This window comes from Rhizobium sp. BG4 (assembly GCF_016864575.1).
GTDB lineage: Bacteria > Pseudomonadota > Alphaproteobacteria > Rhizobiales > Rhizobiaceae > Rhizobium.
The window spans coordinates 1,032,420-1,051,053 of the sequence record NZ_CP044126.1 but is presented as its reverse complement, the minus strand read 5'-3'; the positions used below and the strand labels follow the sequence as shown (position 1 = coordinate 1,051,053).

The window sequence follows — 18,634 nt, the reverse complement described above, 5'->3', positions numbered from 1 at the left end:
GTTCGGAGGTTTCGTTTGGGTCTGACGCTGGCAAAAATCGAGGAGCTTGCACCGGATCAAGGCTCACTGGCAGCGGCGAAGAAGCTTCTGAAGCCTTCGAGCTGGCCGACGATTGCCGAGGATCGCGCCGGGCTCATCTGGGGGGAGTGCCAGGGTTCGGGAGCGACCCCCTACAGGATCTCGGTGACCGAGGCCGATGCCGGCTATAAGTGCAGCTGTCCGAGCCGGAAGTTTCCCTGCAAGCATTCGCTCGCCCTGATGTGGATGCGGGTCGAGGGCAAGGTGGAGTTTCAGGAGCGGCCGGTGCCGGAATGGGTGAACGACTGGCTTGCGCGCCGTCGCGGTCCATCGGCCGCGTCACCGGCGGCCACACCCGAAAAGCCCAAGGCTTCGATCTCGGCCATCGAGGAGATTGAGGCTGAGGCCGATCCCAAGGCGGAAGCCCGGGCGGCGGCTGCCCGCGAGCGGAATCGGCTCGAACGCGAGACGTCGATCACAAACGGTCTTGATGAACTGGATATCTGGCTTGCCGACCAGACGGATGCTGGGCTTGCAGCCTTTCCGGCAAAGGCGTCTGCCGTCTGCCGGGTTATGGCTCAGCGTCTGTTCGATGCAAAGGCAGCCGGTCTGGCGCTTCGGGTGGATACAATGCCCAGCCGCCTGTTTGCGCTTCCCGACGCAGAGCGTCCGATGGCCGCGATACGCGAGCTTGGCATGCTGCACCTGCTTGCTGAGGCCTATCGCCGGCAAAATGATCTCTCCGAACCCATGCGCCATGATATCCGGCAGCTGGTCGGCTGGAACGTCACGCGCGAGGCGCTGCTGGAAGACAAGCAGGCACTGCGCGTTTCGGGAACATGGCGGGTCTGGGCGGTCCGCAGCGAGGTGCAGCCCGACAAGTTGCGGCGGATCGAGACCTGGCTTCAGGGCGATGACCGGCAGGCGGTCCTCATCGAATATGTCCCGGTGTCGACCGGAGCGTCTTCAAGTGGTTATAGCCTCGGCGATGCCTTCGAGGCCGAATTGGTCTTCTACCCCGCGAGCGTGGCGCTCCGTGCATTGATCGCCAATCAACTGACCGGCGCGGAGCCTTCCGATGCGCCTTTGGCTCTCCCAGAGCAGAATCTGGCCGCAGCCTACGGATTGTATGAAGACGCGCTGATCGAAAAGCCCTGGCTCCAGGAATATCCGATGATGTTTCGCGGGGCACGGCTCAGGCGATCGGGCGATGCTTTCTACCTGCATGACGGCGAGATCAGCCTGCCTGTCGCAAGGTCGCAATCGACTGTCAGCTGGCCGCTGCTGCAATTCGAGACGATCGATGGGGCCGCCCTCTGGGATGGCAGTGAGCTGACGCTTTGCTGGTCGGAGACGGCACTGGGGCGGTGGACAGCATGATTGGAGGAAGACTGAAGACCGCAATTCTGCCGAAGCTTCTTACCGGCGCCCGCGATGGCCTGCCGCTTGACGCGATCGGCGCGACGGATTCCCTGCAGGCGCTCGCATTGGCCGCTCAGGCCCTGCGGTTTGACCGTCCGCCGCAGCCGCCGCAGTTTCAGGTCGAGGATGTGATTGCGGACAGAGCCACGATCATGCCGGATGCGGCGCGCAAGCTTCTGATCCGTCTTATGGCGGGCAAGGGCCAGGCATCGCTGTCCGCCGCGATCGTGCGAAAGCTTGTCGAACGGAAGCTGCGGCTGCATCCCTTCGATCTGCCGAAGCTGGAAACCTTCGTGAAAGCCCATGCGGAAGATCTCGGTGCGGAAGCGCTTGCCTTTTCCGAGCGGGAGAAGCCGGTCGCTCAGAAGCAGAATTATTTTGCGCCCGATCGCCTGAGCGACGAAAACTGGGTGCTTGCAACGCCGGTGGTGAAGGCGGGCTATATCAGCGGCCGCCGGGCAATCGATCCGGACGCGGCGAGGGCGCTGGTCGAGGCGGTCTGGAAAACGGAGGATGCCGATAGCCGCTTCCGTCTGCTTGGCGCCTTTCGTGAGCGTCTTTCGGAAGCCGATGCACCGTTCCTGAAGAGCCTCGAAAAGGATCGCGCACCGCGTGTTCGCGCGCTGTCGCAGAGATTGATCGTGAAACTGCCTGGTTTCGAGGGCAGCGATCCTGCCTTGCGCGAGGTGTTGGAGCGCATCAAGGTTTCGAAATCCGGGCTCATATTCAAGAAGACGGTTCTGACGCTGGAACTGCCTGCGACCGTGCGGGATCACACCAAGAGGGCCTGGCTCAATCAAGCCTTCGGGCCGATCGGCCTTGAGATGCTTGCCGGCGCGCTATCGCTCTCGGTGGAGGCCATGATTGCTGCCGCTGAAAAGCAGACCGATCTGCTGCTGGCCTTCTTTCTTATGGCAACACAGGACGGGCGGCTCGATGTCGTGGAAATGGTCACCGACGGCCATCTGCCCGATGCCTGGGCGCTGGTTGATGCGACGGATGATGAAGCGCTGGCCGACTACAATCAGGACATGCGGCGCGCCTGGGTTGCCCATGTCTTCCGGCCGGACAGATGGGGAAGCGATACGACGCCATGGGTGATCCGTCGTATGGCGATGCTGTTGGCCGCAGAAGCAACCGAGAAGATGTTCGCCGATGTGCTGAGATCCAAGCCATGGCTTGCCCTTCGCAAGCCAAATGCCGGCTACGATGCGGATATCATCGACGACATGGCCGCCATGTGCCCGCCGGCGATGCGTCCGGCCTTGCGAACGGAGTTCGCTGCGCTCGACTCCGCCAAAACCGGCAACGCCATTCTTTTCCTCGATCTTATGAACAGCCTGGAGACCGACCATGTCTGAAGCCCACCTTCGCCGCCCTGCGGAAGAAATCTATGCCGGCGAGCTGGCCGCGCTTGCAAAGGGCGACGATCGCCCGCGGCCGAGCAACTGGAAACTGTCTCCGCAGGCCGTGGTGACCTATCTGCTGGGCGGAAAGGCATCCGATGGAACCGCGATTACCGCCAAATATGTCGGCAATCGACGGCTGATCGAAACCGCTGTCGCGACGCTGGCGACCGACCGGGCGCTATTGCTGCTCGGGCTTCCGGGCACTGCCAAATCGTGGGTTTCAGAACACCTCGCCGCAGCGATCTCCGGTTCGTCGCAGCGTCTCATCCAGTGCACGGCCGGCACTGACGAAAACCAGATCCGCTATGGCTGGAACTACGCGCTGCTTCTGGCCAAAGGGCCTTCGCCCGAGGCTCTCGTCAAGACGCCGCTGGTGCGGGCGATGGAGGAGGGCACGCTCTTGCGGCTCGAAGAGCTGACCCGCATGGGCTCGGATGTGCAGGACACGCTGATCACCGTGCTTTCCGAAAAGACGTTACCCGTACCGGAACTCGATATCGCCATCGGCGCGGAACGGGGCTTCAATATCATCGCCACGGCGAACAATCGTGACAAGGGCGTCAACGATCTCTCCTCGGCGCTGAAGCGGCGTTTCAACGTCGTCGTGCTGCCGTCGCCGAGCTCGCTCGATGAGGAAACGCAGATTGTCGTGAAGCGTGTCGGCGAGATCGGCACCAATCTCAGCCTGCCGCCAATCCAACCGGCCGACAAGGAGCTGGCGCGCGTCGTCACCTTGTTCCGCGAAATTCGCGATGGCAAGACGCTGAACGGCAAGACCAAGCTCAAGACCTCGACCGGTACGCTGTCGACGGCGGAAGCCATTTCCGTCGGCGTCTCGGCCTGGACGGAGGCGGCCTATTTCGGCAACGGCCGGATCGATGCCAATGCGCTTGCCACCAACATCGTCGGTGCCGTGGTCAAGGATCCGGTGCAGGACAGCGTGGCGCTGTCCGAATATCTGGAAACCGTGGTGCGCACGCGCGACGGCTGGAGCGATCTCTACGAGGCCATCCGCGAGGTGATCTGATGGCTGCCAAGCGAAAGGCGCATCTCTTCGGCATCCGCCATCACGGACCGGGCTCGGCGGCGCTTCTCAAGGGCGCGCTCGACGCCCTCGATCCCGCCTGCGTTTTGATCGAGGGCGCGCCGGAGGGGGATGCACTCATCCAGTATGCGGCGCTGCCCGGCATGAAGCCACCGCTGGCGATGCTGTTCTATGCTGCAGACGAACCGGCAAATGCCGTATTCGCGCCTTTCGCGGAATTCTCGCCGGAATGGGTTGCGATGCAATGGGCGCTCGCCCGTGGCCGCGCCGTACGCTTCATCGATTGGCCGGCTTCCGTGTCCCTCGCGCTTGCCAAGGCAGCCAAGGAGGAGGCCCGCTCTACCCTCGAGAAACCCGACGAGGTGCAGGACGAAGGGAGTGATGCCGCAGCGGATGAGGGCTCGGCACTCCGTCTCGATCCGCTCGATCTCCTGGCGGAAGCGGCCGGATATGGCGACGGCGAGAGTTTCTGGAACGGGCTGATCGAGCAGCATGGCGGCGGCCAGTCGCCGCTCGAGATATTTGCCGCCATCGAAACCGCCATGACGGAAGCGCGTCAATACCAGTCGGATGCCGGAGGCATGAGCGATCAGCAGCGGCTGCGCGAGAGCCGCCGGGAGGCCTTCATGCGCGGGCATATCCGCGATGCGCTGAAGAGCCATGAGGGCGAGGTCGCGGTCGTGGTAGGCGCCTGGCATATCGGCGGGCTTCGTGAGGAAACGACGGCTGCCGAGGACCGCGCCATCGTCAAGGATCTACCGAAGATCAAGGTGGAGGCAACCTGGGCGCCGTGGAGCGACGGGCGTCTCAGCTATGCGTCGGGCTATGGCGCGGGCGTCGTCTCGCCTGGCTGGTACCGGCATCTCTGGGGGCTCTATTCCGGCGATCGGCATGATGGCCCGGAAGCCTTTACCGCCGTCTGGCAGGCACGGACCGCAACCCTTTTGCGGCAGGAAGGTTTCGATGCCTCCACGGCCTCGGCCATCGAGGCGGCGCGGCTTGCACTTGGGCTCGCCAGCATGCGGGGTCTGAGCATGCCAGGCCTGGCCGAAATGCGGGATGCCTCGCTGTCGTCGCTCTGCCATGGCGACGGCCTGCAGCTCGCGATGATCGAGCGCAAACTCTACATGGGAAACCGCATCGGCGAAATCGACGAGGCGGTGCCTCAGATGCCGCTCGCCAGGGACTTCGAGGCCTGGTGCAAGAGGACGCGACTGAAGCCGGAAGAGGCGGTGAGCGAGATAAAGCTCGACCTGCGCAGCGAGGCGGGCCTGCTGAAATCCACCTTCCTGCATCGCCTGAACCTGATCGGCATCCAATGGGGGCGGCTGATCGATGCGGAAGCCGGAAGAGGGACATATCGCGAAATCTGGCGCCTCACCTGGTCTCCGGATATGTCGGTGGCACTGGCCGAAGCGCTTGTCTGGGGTCTGACGATCGAACAGGCTGCCGCGGCCTCAACGATCGATCGCGGCCAGAAGGCGGAAGGTATCGCGCCGCTTTCGGATCTGGTGCGGGGCGCCCTTGTCGCCGATCTTCCTGATGCGGCAAGTGCCTGCATCGGTCTTCTGCAGGCTGCAGCCGTCCAGAGCAACGACATCACCGATCTCATGAATGCGGTGCCGCCACTTGTGCGCATCGTGCGCTATGGCACCGCCCGCAAGCTGCCGGAGCCGGAGCTGCGGGCGCTGGTCACCGCGATCAGCGTCGAGGTGAATGCCGGCGTGCGCATCGGTTCACGCCAGCTGGATGAGGACGCGACGTCGAAACGCATGAGCGCGATGCGCGCCTTCGACGAAGCGCTTGGCCTTTTCAGCGATGCCGCGCTGCTGGCGGAGTGGCGCCGCCAGCTTGCGCTGCTGGTCGATGACGAACAGGCGGTGGCGCCAGCCGTCGGCTTCAGCCTGCGCCGGCTGCACGATCTCGGCATCTGGGATAGGCAGCAGGTTTCAGCAGCCTTTTCCCGCCAGATCGTCGGCGAGGAGCCGGCACGCGCTGGCCCCTTCATCGAAGCGTTTATCGCCGGCTCGGCAGAGGTGCTGATCCAGGATCAAACGTTGCTCTTGCTGATCGACGAGTGGCTTTGCGGGCTGGACGAGGCGGTCCTCGTCGAAAGCTTGCCGCTTCTGCGCCGCGCCATGTCGGGCTTCGATGCGAGCGGCCGGAAAAGGATTATGGAACGGATCGCCGGCGGACGAAGAGAAACCTTGCCTGCCAAAGCCGAAACCGCGGACAATTCCGCCTTCGAACGCGCCTTGCCGCTTCTGAAGCACATTCTGGGAATGAGCCAATGACCTCCGAACAGATCCGCCGCTGGAAGCTTGCTCTCGGCGATGACGATATGGAAGGGCTTGGCGAACGCGATCGGCGGCTGAGCCAGGCACTGTCGGCTCTCTATGATGGCGAGGGCAAGAAGGGGCGCGGCGGGCTTGGGGCTTCTTCACCGAAGGTCTCCCGCTGGCTCGGCGATATCCGCGAATTCTTTCCGACGCCGGTTGTGCAGGTCATCCAGAAGGATGCCTTCGAGCGCCTGAACCTCAAGGCGCTGATGATGGAGCCGGAGTTCCTGGAAACCCTGGAACCGGACGTCCACCTCGTCGCCGATCTGATTTCGCTGCGTGGCGCCATGCCGGAAAAGACCATGGAGACCGCCCGCACCGTTGTCGACAAGGTCGTCGCGGACCTGATGAAACGGCTGCAATCCAAGACGGTGGAGAAGCTGACCGGCGCGGTGAACCGCTCTAAGCGAACGCACCGGCCGCGGCATGCCGATATCGACTGGCCGCGCACCATCCGCGCCAATCTCCGCCACTATCAGAAGGACTACAATACGGTCGTACCGGAGACGCTTGTCGGCTTTGCCCGCAAGACGCGAACGCGCGCGGATCTCGACCATGTCCTGCTCTGCGTCGACCAGTCGGGCTCGATGGCGCCATCGGTCGTCTATGCCTCGATCTTTGCTGCGGTCATGGCTTCGCTGCCGGTTCTGTCGACGAAGCTGGTCTGCTTCGACACCTCGATCGTCGACCTCACCGAGGATCTTGCCGATCCGGTCCAGGTGCTCTTCGGCGTTCAGCTCGGCGGCGGCACGGATATTAATGCCGCACTTGCCTATTGCGAGACCAAGATCGACCGGCCGGCCAAGACGCATCTGGTGCTGATCACCGATCTCTACGAGGGCGGCGATGCAGACGCCATGCTGGGACGAGTGGCGGCGCTGAAACAATCCGGCGTCAACGTCATCGTGCTCCTGGCGCTCTCCGACGACGGCCGGCCAAGCTACGATAGCCGTCACGCCGGTGCGATTGCTGCAATGGACTGCCCGGTCTTTGCCTGCACGCCGGATCAGTTCCCCGATCTGATGGCGACCGCTCTGACGAAGCAGGATATCGGCCAATGGGCCAGCGCAAACGGCATCGAGCTCATCCGAGGAAGCGAACCCTGAAATCAAGGACTGCTCGATGACCAAAGGCATCGCGAGGATGCCGGCGCCTAGCCAATCATAGCTTGAACTCCGGCGCTTGCCACCTTCGTTACGTCCTCAAGCTCCTCGCGCGTGCCGCCGTCCCGGGCCTGTACCGACAAGCCCTGAAGAACCGCAAGAATGTAGCGGGCAACGGACGAAGCCCGATCTTCGGGCAGCCAACGCTGCAGTGTGCCGGCAATCGCGAGACGCATCTCGTTGCGCCTATCTGCGAGCTCTTTCGCCAGATCGGAATGTTCGGCCGCAGTTTGCAGCATGCCGCTCGAAATCATGCATCCGCGCTCGCCTGCCGGGTCAACGACCGCATCGATGGCCCTGACGAAAAGGGTGTCGACGGTTTCGGCAAGCGTTTCCTTCTCTCCCAGATCCTTCAAGGCACCCGGAAGGCCGAAGTAATGGTCGAGCGCCTCCCGGTAGAGGCCGGCCTTGCTGCCGAAAGCGGAGTAGATGCTTGGGGGAGCGACGCCAATCGCCTCGGTGAGATCGTTTAGAGAAACGCCCTCGTATCCATGCCGCCAGAAGAGGTGCATTGCGGTGTCCACCGCCTGTGCTCTGTCAAAAGTACGCGGGCCTCCGCGGCGCCGCTTGATCGTCTTATCCATAGCGATCACTAAAAACAAGTTGACACCAAAAATCAAGCCTGTAGTTTTTAGCGGTCACTAAAGACAAGCGGTTGCGGTTCCGGAAGCCATTCTGGCGCGCTGGAGCCGCAGGCCAGATCAAGAGCCGATCAAATCGATCCAACCAACGCGGAAGCCTCGCCTTCCGCGAACGAAGAAGTGCGTCATGAAAAGAGAGAAAATTGTAAAAGCCGTGCGTGGGATGCTGACATCCGTCATCCTGCTCGGTCTGTCATCTGTCGCGATGGCCGCGGAGAAAGACTACACCGTCAAGGCACCCGACGGTGTCGACATCGCCGTGCAGGAAACCGGCAATCCAGCCGGGAGGCCGATCGTCTTCATCCACGGCTTGCTTGGCAGCCATCTCAACTGGGACAAGCAGACGGGCAGCGCCGATCTGCAGCAATTCCGCCTGATCAGTTACGACATGCGCGGGCACGGTCAGTCCGGAAAGCCTGACGGGGTCGAATTCTACCACGATGGCCGCCGCTGGGCCGACGATCTGTCGGTGGTACTCAAGGCAAGCGGTGCGAAAAAACCCGTTCTCGTCGGATGGTCGCTGGGCGGTGTCGTCCTTTCCAACTACCTCGCTGCTTACGGGGACGGTGGCATAGGCGGCATCGTCTATGTGGACGGCGTCATCGATCTCAATGCCGAGCTCATCACATCGCATCCGCAGGTCTATGCCGGGATGGCATCTGACGACCTCAGAACACATCTCGATGCGGTACGTACATTCCTCAGCCTTTGCTTCGAAACGCAGCCCGACAGGGCGACATTCGAGCGCCTGCTGTCAAATGCCGCCATGGCCTCATGGGTCATGACGAAGGCGACACCCTCGATGACGGTCTCCGTCGCGCAAGGCCTTCCCAAGGCGCAGGTTCCGGTTTTGCTGCTCTATGGGGGCAAGGACAATCTCGTGAAGGTCCAGCCCAGCATCGATCGGGCCCGCGAGCTCAATCCGAAAATCCGGACAGAGATCTACGCCAACTCGGGTCACGCACCGTTCCTCGAAGAAGCCGCCCGCTTCAACCGCGACCTGTCCGCCTTCGCCGGCTCCGTCTCCACGGCGAACTGATTTCGACTTCGGGGCGGGCGAGGCGTCCGCCCCGAGCGACCAGCATCTTTGGGCTGCCCGGCATTGTCTGAGCGTGATGACGATAATATAGGGCTTTTCCGATGTGGAACCTTGGCGAAGTGCGCAAGCCGCGAAGACGGCGGCGCACTGATGCATGCATATTGAAGGCCTGGAGAATATGGACGATCAGAAGCACGGTGTAGCAGTGCAGGCGCGTCAGGTGCCGTTTCCCACCTCGATCAGCAAGGAGGCTCTGGCTGTGCTTGAGCGGATGGTACGGGAGGATGGCGTGCCGCTCAACGCCTTGCACAGCATGCCGAGCCCGGATGACCGGGATGGATGGATGAAGATCAAAGCCGCAGTCGACATGCAATATTCGGCGGCGGTGGCAAGGTTCGCAGGAAGCCTGCATTCCAGTGCGGATACCATCAAAGTGGGCGAGGCAACGATCCATGTCGCGACCCCGCATAAAACGTTCGATCCCACTCGCGCCTATCTCGATCTCCATGGCGGTGCGCTTGTGTTCGGCGGTGGAGAGGCCTGCCTGGCCGGCTCCCGGATGCAGGCAGACCAGCATGGAGTGCTCTGCTATGGCGTCGACTACCGGATGCCGCCCGAACATCCCTATCCCGCCGCACTCGACGACTGCGTCGCGGCCTATCGCTACATTCTTGGGCGGCATGCACCTGACGACATCGTTGTCGGCGGCCGTTCGGCCGGAGGTAATCTCGCGGCGGCGTTGATGCTGCGAGCGCGCGATGAAGGGCTTCCGATGCCCTCCGGCCTGGTATTGCTATCCCCGCAGGCCGACCTGACGGAATCCGGCGACAGCTTTGAAACCAACAGGATGGTTGACGTCGTGCTGCCCGGCTCACTGATGTCCAGCAATCTGCTCTATGCCAATGGTGCAGACCTGAAGCACCCCTACGTTTCGCCCCTGTTCGGTGATCTCAAGGGACTGCCGGCGACCTTTCTCCAGACTGGCACGCGCGATCTCTTTCTGTCCAACACCGTTCGCATGCATCGCGCCTTGATAGCCGCTGGCGTCAAAGCAGAGTTGCATGTCTTCGAAGCCATGCCGCATGGCGGCTTCATGGGCGGGACGCCGGAGGATCGCGAGTTGCAGGAAGCGGTTTCGCGTTTCGTTCAGGACCGTTGGGCACGCACCATCGTTCACGCAGGCGAATGAGGAGCTATGTGCAGAAGGTCGGCGATGGCCGATCAAGCCGCCGAGCGCCGCGACTGTCCGGTGCTTTTCCGCACCGGAGATCAGCGGTAGCTTACTCACCGTCGTGGCGGTGGGGGAAAGAAAATCGCCTGCTTGCGGTTTCAATTCCAGGCGCGATACGCGGGGACGCCCTGTCGCCTTGCTTGTCGATTGCTTTGGAAAACGGCCGATGCGCGACGAAAGTCGGGCATTTCTCAGGGTGACAGCCTCACGTCTTTCCAGCCACTGGCCGTCAGCTCGTTCGCCCAGCGCAGGTGATCTTCGCCGCTGACGTCCAGCCATTCGAGGCGAGAGAGACGAACGATGATAACCGCCAGTCTCGCGAATGCCACGTCCGGATTGTCGAGGGCGGCGCGATGCAATGCATCGCCGTCATCGCTAATGGCAGTTCCGGGAGCCAGAGGCATTTTGAAAAGTGCGGTGGTTCGCTCCGGCAGTGCTGCCCAGATCTCGTGCCGCTTTTGCTCGTCGGTGATGAGTTGAGCATTGCCGGAGAGCCGTAGCTGGATCATTCGGGCGGGATCGAAGCCGAGGAGTGAAACGCGCGGGTCGCGGCCGATCTCGATTGCCTTTGGCGATCTGGTGTCGGTGATGAACGTAATCGTTGCCTCCTTCGGATCACAGCGCCGGAGCACGACGGTGCGCAGCTGCGGTGAGCCGTCGAGCCCGGATGTCGCGAGCTGGAGGAAGTTGAAGGGCGACCTGCTGCGCGCGGCGTTTGCAAGCTCGTCCCAGGCTCTCTCGGTTATTGATGTCATCGTAAAATAGACAGGTCTCCTATCGTCGTTGGACGTAAAGCTATTCACTCAGCGCATGCAAGGCTTTCGGGATTGGCTATTTATTTGGCGGGACTAAAACATTAGGTTCCGCGACTTCGATCCACCGGACCAAGCCCTTGCAACCCCATTTCGAATGCACGCGCGCCAACAAATCCCTGCGCAATCTCTCGAACAAGATCTTCTATCTGATCGCTGCGGTGATCATGCTCGCCCTGTGGGCCGGCGGTGGCGACAGGCAAACCGGGCATCAGGCTTCCGTCGCGCAGGCAAGCGCGAGATCCTGAACGCTTCTCGCGTGAAGGGCCGCTGCGCAGTTACGCCCTGGGAATGTAGTCGAGCCCGATATCGATTGCCTGCGGCCGCCCGTCGATCGATATGGTCGTGATCCGAGGCGCGGTGTGCGCGATCACCTTTCCGCCCTTGATAACGGCCAGGCGGACCGGCTTGAGGCGAAGCGCTTCCAGCGGATCGGCCGCCTGAAGGATGACGAGGTCGGCCTTGCTGCCCTTGTCCAGCCCATAGCCTTCGAGCCCAAGCGTTTTCGCCGAGTTGACGGTCAGGGCCTCGAAAATCTTCTTCTTGTCTTCCACGCCCGCCATCTGCGCCACATGGATCGCCATGTGGCCGACCTCCAGCATGTCGCCGGAACCCATCGAATACCAGGGGTCCATGACGCAGTCGTGCCCGAAGGATACGTTGAGCCCGGCATCCATCAGCTCGCGTACGCGAGTCATGCCGCGGCGCTTGGGATAGGTGTCATGCCGGCCCTGCAGCATGATGTTGATCAAAGGGTTCGGGATGACGTTGATCCGCGCCTCTGCCATCAGCGGAATGAGCTTCGAGACATAGTAGTTGTCCATCGAATGCATCGAGGTCAGATGCGAGCCGGCCACCCGGCCCTGCAGGCCGAAACGGACTGTTTCGGCGGCAAGCGTTTCGATATGGCGCGAGTGGGGGTCGTCGGTCTCGTCGCAATGCATGTCGACCGGCAGGCCGCGGTCGGCGGCGATGCGGCAGAGCGCTTCCACCGATAGGCGCCCTTCATCCATCGTGCGTTCGAAATGCGGAATGCCGCCGACGATATCGACGCCCATGTCGAGGGCGCGATTGAGCGAAGCGACCCCGTCGGTGGCGCGGTAGTACCCATCCTGCGGGAAGGCGACGAGCTGCAGGTCGATATAGGGCTTCACCCGCTCCTTGACTTCGAGCAGGGCCTCCGCCGTCACCAGTCTCGGATCAGAGGTGTCGACATGGCTGCGGATGAAGAGCAGGCCCTGGCTGACGGCGAGGTCGCAATATCTGAGTGCGCGCTCGACCAGTTCCTCCTTCGTCACGATCGGCCGCAATTCGCCCCAGAGCGCAATGCCTTCCAGCAACGTACCCGAGACATTCATGCGCGGCAGACCGAGCGACAGTGTCGCATCCATGTGGAAATGCGGATCGATGAAGGGTGGCGAGACCAGGCGATTGGTCGCCATGATCTCCTCGCCGGCCGGTGCTTCGATATTTTTCTCGACGGCCGCGATCAGGCCGCCGGAAACGGCGATGTCCATTCCCTTGCGTCCATCAGGCAGGTTGGCATCGCGGATGATCAGATCGAACATGGCTGGCTCCTTTTCGGAAAATTATCGTTCGCCGCGGCGGTAGGGTTGCATCAGCGCCTGCGGCACGCGGGCGCGCCGCGCCATCACGGCGAGCGCGACGATGGACAGGATATACGGCGTCATCAGGAAGATCTGGTAGGGCACGCCGCTGACGGCAGTCTGTAGCCTGAGCTGGAAGGCATCGAAAAAGGCGAAGAGCAGGGCGCCGAACAGCGCGCGGCCCGGCCGCCACGATGCGAAGACAACGAGCGCGATGCAGATCCAGCCGCGGCCCTGCACCATCGTCGGAAAGAAGCTGTTGAACGCCGACAGGGTCAGGAAGGCACCGCCGACGGCCATCAGGGCGCTGCCGGCGACGATGGCGCCATAGCGGATCCGCACCGGATTTAGTCCCTGCGCTTCTGCCGCATGCGGATTTTCACCGGTCATGCGAATGGCGAGCCCGACAGGCGTTCGAAAGATCACGTATCCCATCAGAAGCGCGACGGCGATCGCCAGATAGGTCGGCGCCGTCTGCGTGAAGAGCGCCGGGCCGATGAAGGGCAGGGATGAGAGGCCGGGAATGTCGATCGGCTGGAACGGCACGATCGTCGGCGGGGTGCCGGCGACCGGAACGATCAGCCGGAACACATAGTAGCTGAAGCTGGAGGCAAAGAGCGTCACGCCGAGGCCCGTGACATGCTGCGAAAGACCGAGCGTTACCGTCAGCAGCGAATGCAGCAATCCGAACAGGCCGCCGGCGAGTGCCGCCACCAGCAATCCCGTCCAGAGATCGGCACCGTGATAGACGGCAAGCCAGCCGATCATGGCGCCGAAGGTCATGATCCCTCGATGCCGAGATTGAGCACGCCTGCGCGCTCGCAGAGCAGGGCGCCGAGCGTGCCGAAGATCAGCGGCGTCGCGATGCGCAGGATCGCCGCCCAGAGGCCGGCCGATGCGAGGATGTCGATCAGCGTGCTCATCGGCGGATCCTGTATTGCGTGAAGAACAGTGCCACGACCATCGTCAGAAGCGAGAGCGCGACCGTGACGTCGGCAATATAGGTCGGGATGCCGAGGCTGCGGCTCATGCCGTCGGCGCCGACAAACATCACGGCCGTAAACAGCGCCGCGAAGATGACGCCGATCGGATTGAGGTTCGCCAGCATCGCAACGACGATGCCGGAATAGCCGAAGCCCGGCGAAAGATCGGTGGTCACATAGCCCCTGACGCCCATCACCTCGATGGCACCGGCAAGGCCAGCCAGCCCACCGGAGATGCAGGCAACCTTGACCAGCGTGCGGGCGAGCGGAACGCCGGCGAAGACGGCCCCCTGCGGATTGAGCCCGGCAGCCCGCGACTGCATGCCGAAGACGGTGCGCGACTGGATGAAATGGATGGCGATCGCCAGGCCGATGGCGATGGCGAGGCCGATATGGAGGCGAGAGCGGGCAAGCAGCTTCGGCAGCATGGCGTGATCGGCGACCGACTGCGATTGCGGCCAGCCGAAGGCGAGGGGATCCTTGAGCACGCCATCGATCAGCATCGAAACGAAGAGAATGGCGATGAAGTTCATGAGCAGGCTGGTGACGACCTCATCGACGGAAAAGCGCAGGCGCAGCCAGAGCGGCACGAGGATCAGCACCATGCCGGCGACGGCGCCAATGACGAGGAGCAGCGGAATGAGCGCGACGGAGGGCAGACCGGCAAGCAGTTTCGAGCCGAAGGCGGCGACCGCGATGGCGCCGAAATAGAATTGTCCCTCGGCCCCGATGTTCCAGAGGCGGGCGCGAAAGGCGACTGCGGCGGCAAGCCCGGTCAGGATCAGCGGCGTGGCCCGGGTCAGCGTTTCCGTTGCCGAAAGCCGCGAACCGAAGGCGCCGATGAGAATACGCTTGTAGGCTTCCAGCACCGGCGCACCGGCAATGGCGATCAGAATGCCTGAGAGCGCCAGGGCAACGATGATTGCGGCGACCGGCGCCCCGGCCATCAGATAGAGCGGCCGATGTTCGCGGCGTTCAAGGCGCATGACGGGTCTCCGCGGTATGGCTCCAATCGCCCGCCATCATCAATCCGAGGTGGCGCGCATTGGCTTCCGCCGCATCGACAGAAGGCGACAGACGCCCGCCGACAATGGCCTGGATGCGGTCAGCGAGCGATATCACCTCGTCCAGGTCTTCGGAGATCAGCAGCACGGCGGTACCGGCGCGGCGCGCTTCGAGGATACGGGCGTGCACAGCGGCGACCGCACCTTCGTCGAGACCGCGTGCAGGCTGCGCGGCGATCAGGATGCGTGGACGGCGCTGAAGATTGCGCCCGAGGATCAGTTTTTGCATGTTGCCCCGGAAAGAAGCCGGGTGCGGCTTGCCGCTGTTCCACCGCGCACGTCGAATTCCTGAATGATTTCGGCGGCGAAGGCCATGCCGGCCTTTCGGTCGACCAGGCCATTGCGGGAATATTCCGGCAGCCTTTCGAGTACGGCGTTCTCCCAGATGGCCATGTCGCCAATCGCGCCTTCGCGGTTGCGATCCTCCGGAATGCGGCCGATGCCGGCGGCAATCACATCATTGACGCCGAGATTGCCGACGGGCTCGCCACAAAGCAGGAGATCGCCTCCTGTGCGGGCCAGCGTGCCGGAGAGAAGCTGAGCCAGCGGCGCCTGGCCGTTTCCGGAGACCCCGATGATCCCGAGAACCTCGCCTTCGCAAAGCGTGAAGCCGATCTCTTTCAGCCGGTCCACGCCGCCGATGCGGACCGTCAGGCCGCGCGCTTCAAGCGCAACGGCGCCGGGCGTCGAGGGTTCGCGCACCGGCCGCTCGACGCGCCGCCCGACCATCAGCTCGGCAAGCTCCGCCTTGCTGGTCTCCGCGGCCCGGCGCTCGGCGACCATCCTGCCGCCTCTCAAGACGACGATACGATCGGCCGCGGCCATGACCTCGTCGAGCTTGTGCGAAATGAAGATCAGGGAAAGGCCCTGGCGCGCCATTTCCTTCAATGTCGAAAACAGCCGCTCGGCCTCGATATTGGTCAGCACGGCCGTCGGCTCGTCGAGGATCAGGATGCGCGCATCGTTATACAGCGCTTTCAGGATCTCGACGCGCTGCTGCTCGCCGACAGAGAGATCGCCTAGACGGGCATCCGGGTCGACCTTGAGGCCGAAGCGGTCGGCTATCCCGGCAAGTTTCCGGCGTGCCGCAGCCGATTGCGAGCGGATATTCCAGAGCGTCTCCGTCCCCGTCATGACGTTTTCGAGCACGGTCAGGTTGGGGGCGAGCGCGAAATGCTGGTGAACCATGCCGACGCCTGCGGCAATCGCGGCACGCGGCCGCCCGGGCGGGATATCCTTTCCGTGAATGCGGATCGATCCGCTGTCGGGCACATAGTGGCCGAACAGGATGCTCATCAGCGTCGTCTTCCCCGCTCCGTTCTCGCCGAGAAGGGCAACGATCTCGCCCTTGTCGAGAGCGAGCGAGATGTCGTCATTGGCGAGGTTATCGCCGAAGCGCTTGCTGATGCCGAGGAGCTCGAGAACCTTTTCGCTCATGCGTTCAGTCCTGCAACGCTGAAGGGGTGCTGCCAGCGTTCGTCGGCTTCCAGCGTGGCGGCCAGAGAAAGCAGCAGCTTCTCCTGGCTGAACGGAGCGATGATCTGGACCGGCAGCGGCAGGCCGTCGGCATCCTTGCCGAAGGGCAAGGTGATCGCCGGAAAGCCCGATATATTGGCGAGCGCTGCGAGCGGCGCAAAGGCGGTCATGCGGTTGAGATGAAGCTCGGTGTCATCGTGATCCGATGGAAACGAGCCGATCGGCAACGGTGCGCTTGAAAGCATCGGCGTGACAATCGCATCGACGCTGTCGAACTGGGACCAGAGACCATGGCTGACCCGCACACCGGCATCGAGTGATTTCCAGAGTTCCGTTGCCGGCATGGTGCGTCCACGGTTGATGAAGGCCTGCGTCATCTTTTCCGTCTTGCCGGCGTCGAGAGCAAGGCCATCGATCAAGGCGGCAAGATTGGCGGCGATAATGTTGCCGAAGACTTTCGCGCTTGTATCGGCAAGAGGCGCAAAATCCTGCCAGGCGAGTGGCACAATCGCGTGACCGCGGCCTTCCAGGAACTTCGCGGCGTCTTCTACCGCCTGCACGCGGTCTGCGGTGGTCGGATAGGCCGCGCCCGTATCGGTCAGCACGCCGATCCGCAGCGGCCGCTCCGGTGGCGCCGCAGATGGTGCGTCCGCAAACGGACCGCGGGCAGGGCCTTCGAGCGCTTCGAATATGGCGGCGGCGTCCCGTACGGAGCGCGTGACCGCCATTTCGCTGGCAATCCCGCCGAGATGGTTGCCGAAGAAAGGTCCGGCGGGCATTGCGCCGCGGCCGGGCTTCAGGCCGACGAGGCCGCAGCACGCTGCCGGCACACGGATCGATCCACCGGCGTCGGTCGCGTGCGCGATTGCAACGATGCCTGCGGCAACGGCCGCCGCCGCCCCGCCCGACGAGCCTCCGGGTGTCCGGTTCCGGTCGAGCGGATTGCGGCAGAGCGGGCCGATCGCCGGCTCGCTGGCGAGCGACAGGCCAAATTCCGGACTTGTGGTCAGGCCGAAGGGAACAAGACCGGCGTCGCGAAAACGGCCGGCGAGGTCGGAATCGAGGCCGGATTTCCGGCGATCGAAGAGCCGCGAACCGGCCGCAACGGGCAGGCCCGCAAACGGCCCGCCGAGATCCTTGGCGAGCGTCGGCACGCCAGCGAAGACGCGGGCGTTGAAACGCTCGGGCTCGCTTTGCCGCTCGACGTCGAGGCGGCGCGCAGCTTCTATGCCCATCCCGGTATCGAGATAGGCGATCGCGCCAAGCGCCTCCTCACGCGCGGCCGCGTCGATAGCGGCCTGCATGGCCTCGCTTGCCGAGGTCCGGCCGTCCCTGATCGACCCGGCGAGCGCCGTTGCGTCCTGAAACATGGGTGAGAATTACTTCGGCTGGTCCATGTTTCTCGGAACTTCGAAGGTTCCGGCCTTGATTTCGGCGCGCTTGGCTTCCATTGCCGTTTCGGCGTCGCCCGGGGCAACACCCTTCACATAGACGATGTCGCTGCCGCCTTCCTTCATCAGGCCGAAGGCCGTGTAGTTCTTGCCAACAGGCTTGCCGGCCTGAACGTCGGCGATCGCCGCATTGAGGATCGGACGGAAGCCCCAGAGCGCGTTGGCGAATACCGTGTCGGGATAACGCGGCGAGTAGTCGATCAGCGATCCGACAGCCTTGATGCCGCGCTCCTTGGCGGCATCCGCCGTGCCGATGCGCTCGCCGAACAGAATGTCCGCGCCTGCATCGATCTGGGCAAGGCCGGCTTCACGCGCCTTAGGCGGGTCGAAGAACGTGCCGATGAAGGCAACGAGGTGCTTGGCGTCGGGGTTCACGGCCTTGACGCCTTCGCCGAAGGCATTGATCAGCATGTTGACTTCGGGGATCGGGATCGCACCGACGGAACCCACGACGTTGGACTTCGTCATCTTGCCGGCGAGCATCCCGGCCAGATAGGCGCCGTCATGGTTCCAGGTGCCGAAGACGCCGAAATTGTCGCCTTCCTCATTGCCGCTGGAGCCGAGAACAAAAGCGGTGTCGGGATATTCGGCGGCCACCTGGCGCGCTTCCTTTTCGACCGCATAGGCCTCGCCGATGATCAGCTTGTTGCCCTGTTCGGCATATTCGCGCATGGCGCGCGGGTAATCGGTGCCCGAGACGCCCTCGGAGAAGACATATTCGATGACGCCTTCCTTCGCCGCGGCTTGAAGGGCTGCATGGAGACAGGAGTTCCAGGCATTTTCGACCGGCGAGGCGTGGATGCCGGCCACCTTGAGCGGTGCGGCGGCGCGTGCGGCGGGAGAAAGCGCGCTGACACCGAGCGCAATGCCCGAGGCCAGAACGGTACGGCGAGACATGATGATCTGATTTTTCATAGTCGTTCCCCTTTTTTGA

The 18,634-nt window shown here is 63.1% G+C and carries 14 protein-coding genes and 2 pseudogenes; 8 read left to right on the top strand and 8 right to left on the bottom strand.

From position 1 onward, the window contains the following. Positions 1 to 15 precede the first annotated feature (15 nt). Genes F2982_RS25010 through F2982_RS24990 form a run of 5 tightly spaced genes read left to right on the top strand, consistent with a single transcriptional unit; the run spans position 16 to position 7,339 of the window. On the top strand, positions 16 to 1,398 hold the full coding sequence (locus F2982_RS25010; protein WP_203430281.1) for an SWIM zinc finger family protein: 1,383 nt from the start codon (positions 16 to 18) through the stop codon (positions 1,396 to 1,398). Continuing rightward, a complete protein-coding gene (locus F2982_RS25005) occupies positions 1,395 to 2,801 on the top strand; it encodes a DUF5691 domain-containing protein (protein ID WP_203430280.1) in 1,407 nt (468 codons plus the stop codon). The genes F2982_RS25010 and F2982_RS25005 overlap by 4 nt, the downstream gene beginning before the upstream one ends. Continuing rightward, positions 2,794 to 3,876, top strand: coding sequence for an AAA family ATPase (locus F2982_RS25000; RefSeq protein ID WP_112714691.1), 1,083 nt, complete (start codon positions 2,794 to 2,796; stop codon positions 3,874 to 3,876). Before F2982_RS25005 ends, F2982_RS25000 begins: the two co-directional genes overlap by 8 nt. Continuing rightward, entirely contained in the window at positions 3,876 to 6,188 is a 2,313-nt protein-coding gene (locus tag F2982_RS24995; protein WP_203430279.1) for a DUF5682 family protein, read from the top strand. Before F2982_RS25000 ends, F2982_RS24995 begins: the two co-directional genes overlap by 1 nt. Next, positions 6,185 to 7,339, top strand: a complete 1,155-nt coding sequence (locus F2982_RS24990; RefSeq protein ID WP_203430278.1) for a VWA domain-containing protein — start codon at positions 6,185 to 6,187, stop codon at positions 7,337 to 7,339. Before F2982_RS24995 ends, F2982_RS24990 begins: the two co-directional genes overlap by 4 nt. A gap of 47 nt (positions 7,340 to 7,386) precedes the next feature. On the opposite strand, the gene F2982_RS24985 is transcribed toward F2982_RS24990, so the two are convergent. Next, positions 7,387 to 7,980 carry a TetR/AcrR family transcriptional regulator gene (locus F2982_RS24985; RefSeq protein ID WP_203430277.1) on the bottom strand — a complete coding sequence of 198 codons (594 nt, stop codon included), beginning with the start codon at positions 7,978 to 7,980 and terminating at the stop codon, positions 7,387 to 7,389. A 184-nt stretch (positions 7,981 to 8,164) separates the two neighbouring features. On the opposite strand from F2982_RS24985, the gene F2982_RS24980 reads away from it, so the two are divergent. Both F2982_RS24980 and F2982_RS24975 read left to right on the top strand, forming a co-directional pair. After that, positions 8,165 to 9,076 (top strand): alpha/beta hydrolase, encoded by a 912-nt coding sequence (locus F2982_RS24980; RefSeq protein ID WP_203430276.1) that lies wholly within the window; start codon positions 8,165 to 8,167, stop codon positions 9,074 to 9,076. A 178-nt stretch (positions 9,077 to 9,254) separates the two neighbouring features. Next, positions 9,255 to 10,265 (top strand): alpha/beta hydrolase, encoded by a 1,011-nt coding sequence (locus F2982_RS24975; RefSeq protein ID WP_203431172.1) that lies wholly within the window; start codon positions 9,255 to 9,257, stop codon positions 10,263 to 10,265. A 233-nt stretch (positions 10,266 to 10,498) separates the two neighbouring features. On the opposite strand, the gene F2982_RS24970 is transcribed toward F2982_RS24975, so the two are convergent. Then, positions 10,499 to 11,110, bottom strand: a complete 612-nt coding sequence (locus F2982_RS24970) for a pyridoxamine 5'-phosphate oxidase family protein (RefSeq protein WP_203430275.1) — start codon at positions 11,108 to 11,110, stop codon at positions 10,499 to 10,501. Positions 11,111 to 11,199: 89 nt separating this feature from the next. Here F2982_RS24970 and F2982_RS24965 point away from each other — a divergent pair, with 89 nt between their 5' ends. After that, a complete protein-coding gene (locus F2982_RS24965) occupies positions 11,200 to 11,367 on the top strand; it encodes a hypothetical protein (RefSeq protein WP_162708653.1) in 168 nt (55 codons plus the stop codon). Between the two features lie 30 nt (positions 11,368 to 11,397). On the opposite strand, the gene F2982_RS24960 is transcribed toward F2982_RS24965, so the two are convergent. The 6 genes and pseudogenes from F2982_RS24960 to F2982_RS24935 all read right to left on the bottom strand — a co-directional run bounded on the left by F2982_RS24960 (position 11,398) and on the right by F2982_RS24935 (position 18,615). Continuing rightward, the gene (locus F2982_RS24960; RefSeq protein WP_203430274.1) at positions 11,398 to 12,687 is read right to left on the bottom strand and encodes an amidohydrolase family protein; all 1,290 of its coding nucleotides are present in this window, start codon (positions 12,685 to 12,687) and stop codon (positions 11,398 to 11,400) included. Between the two features lie 21 nt (positions 12,688 to 12,708). Further along, positions 12,709 to 13,649, bottom strand: a pseudogene (locus F2982_RS24955) (ABC transporter permease). After that, a complete protein-coding gene (locus F2982_RS24950; RefSeq protein ID WP_203430273.1) occupies positions 13,646 to 14,695 on the bottom strand; it encodes an ABC transporter permease in 1,050 nt (349 codons plus the stop codon). The pseudogene F2982_RS24955 and the gene F2982_RS24950 overlap by 4 nt, the downstream one beginning before the upstream one ends. After that, positions 14,685 to 16,210: pseudogene (locus F2982_RS24945) on the bottom strand (ABC transporter ATP-binding protein). The gene F2982_RS24950 and the pseudogene F2982_RS24945 overlap by 11 nt, the downstream one beginning before the upstream one ends. Continuing rightward, complete coding sequence (locus F2982_RS24940; protein ID WP_203430272.1) at positions 16,207 to 17,619, bottom strand: amidase; 1,413 nt, start codon at positions 17,617 to 17,619, stop codon at positions 16,207 to 16,209. The pseudogene F2982_RS24945 and the gene F2982_RS24940 overlap by 4 nt, the downstream one beginning before the upstream one ends. Before the next feature lie 9 nt (positions 17,620 to 17,628). Beyond that, positions 17,629 to 18,615 (bottom strand): BMP family protein, encoded by a 987-nt coding sequence (locus F2982_RS24935; RefSeq protein WP_203430271.1) that lies wholly within the window; start codon positions 18,613 to 18,615, stop codon positions 17,629 to 17,631. Between the last annotated feature and the right edge of the window lie 19 nt (positions 18,616 to 18,634).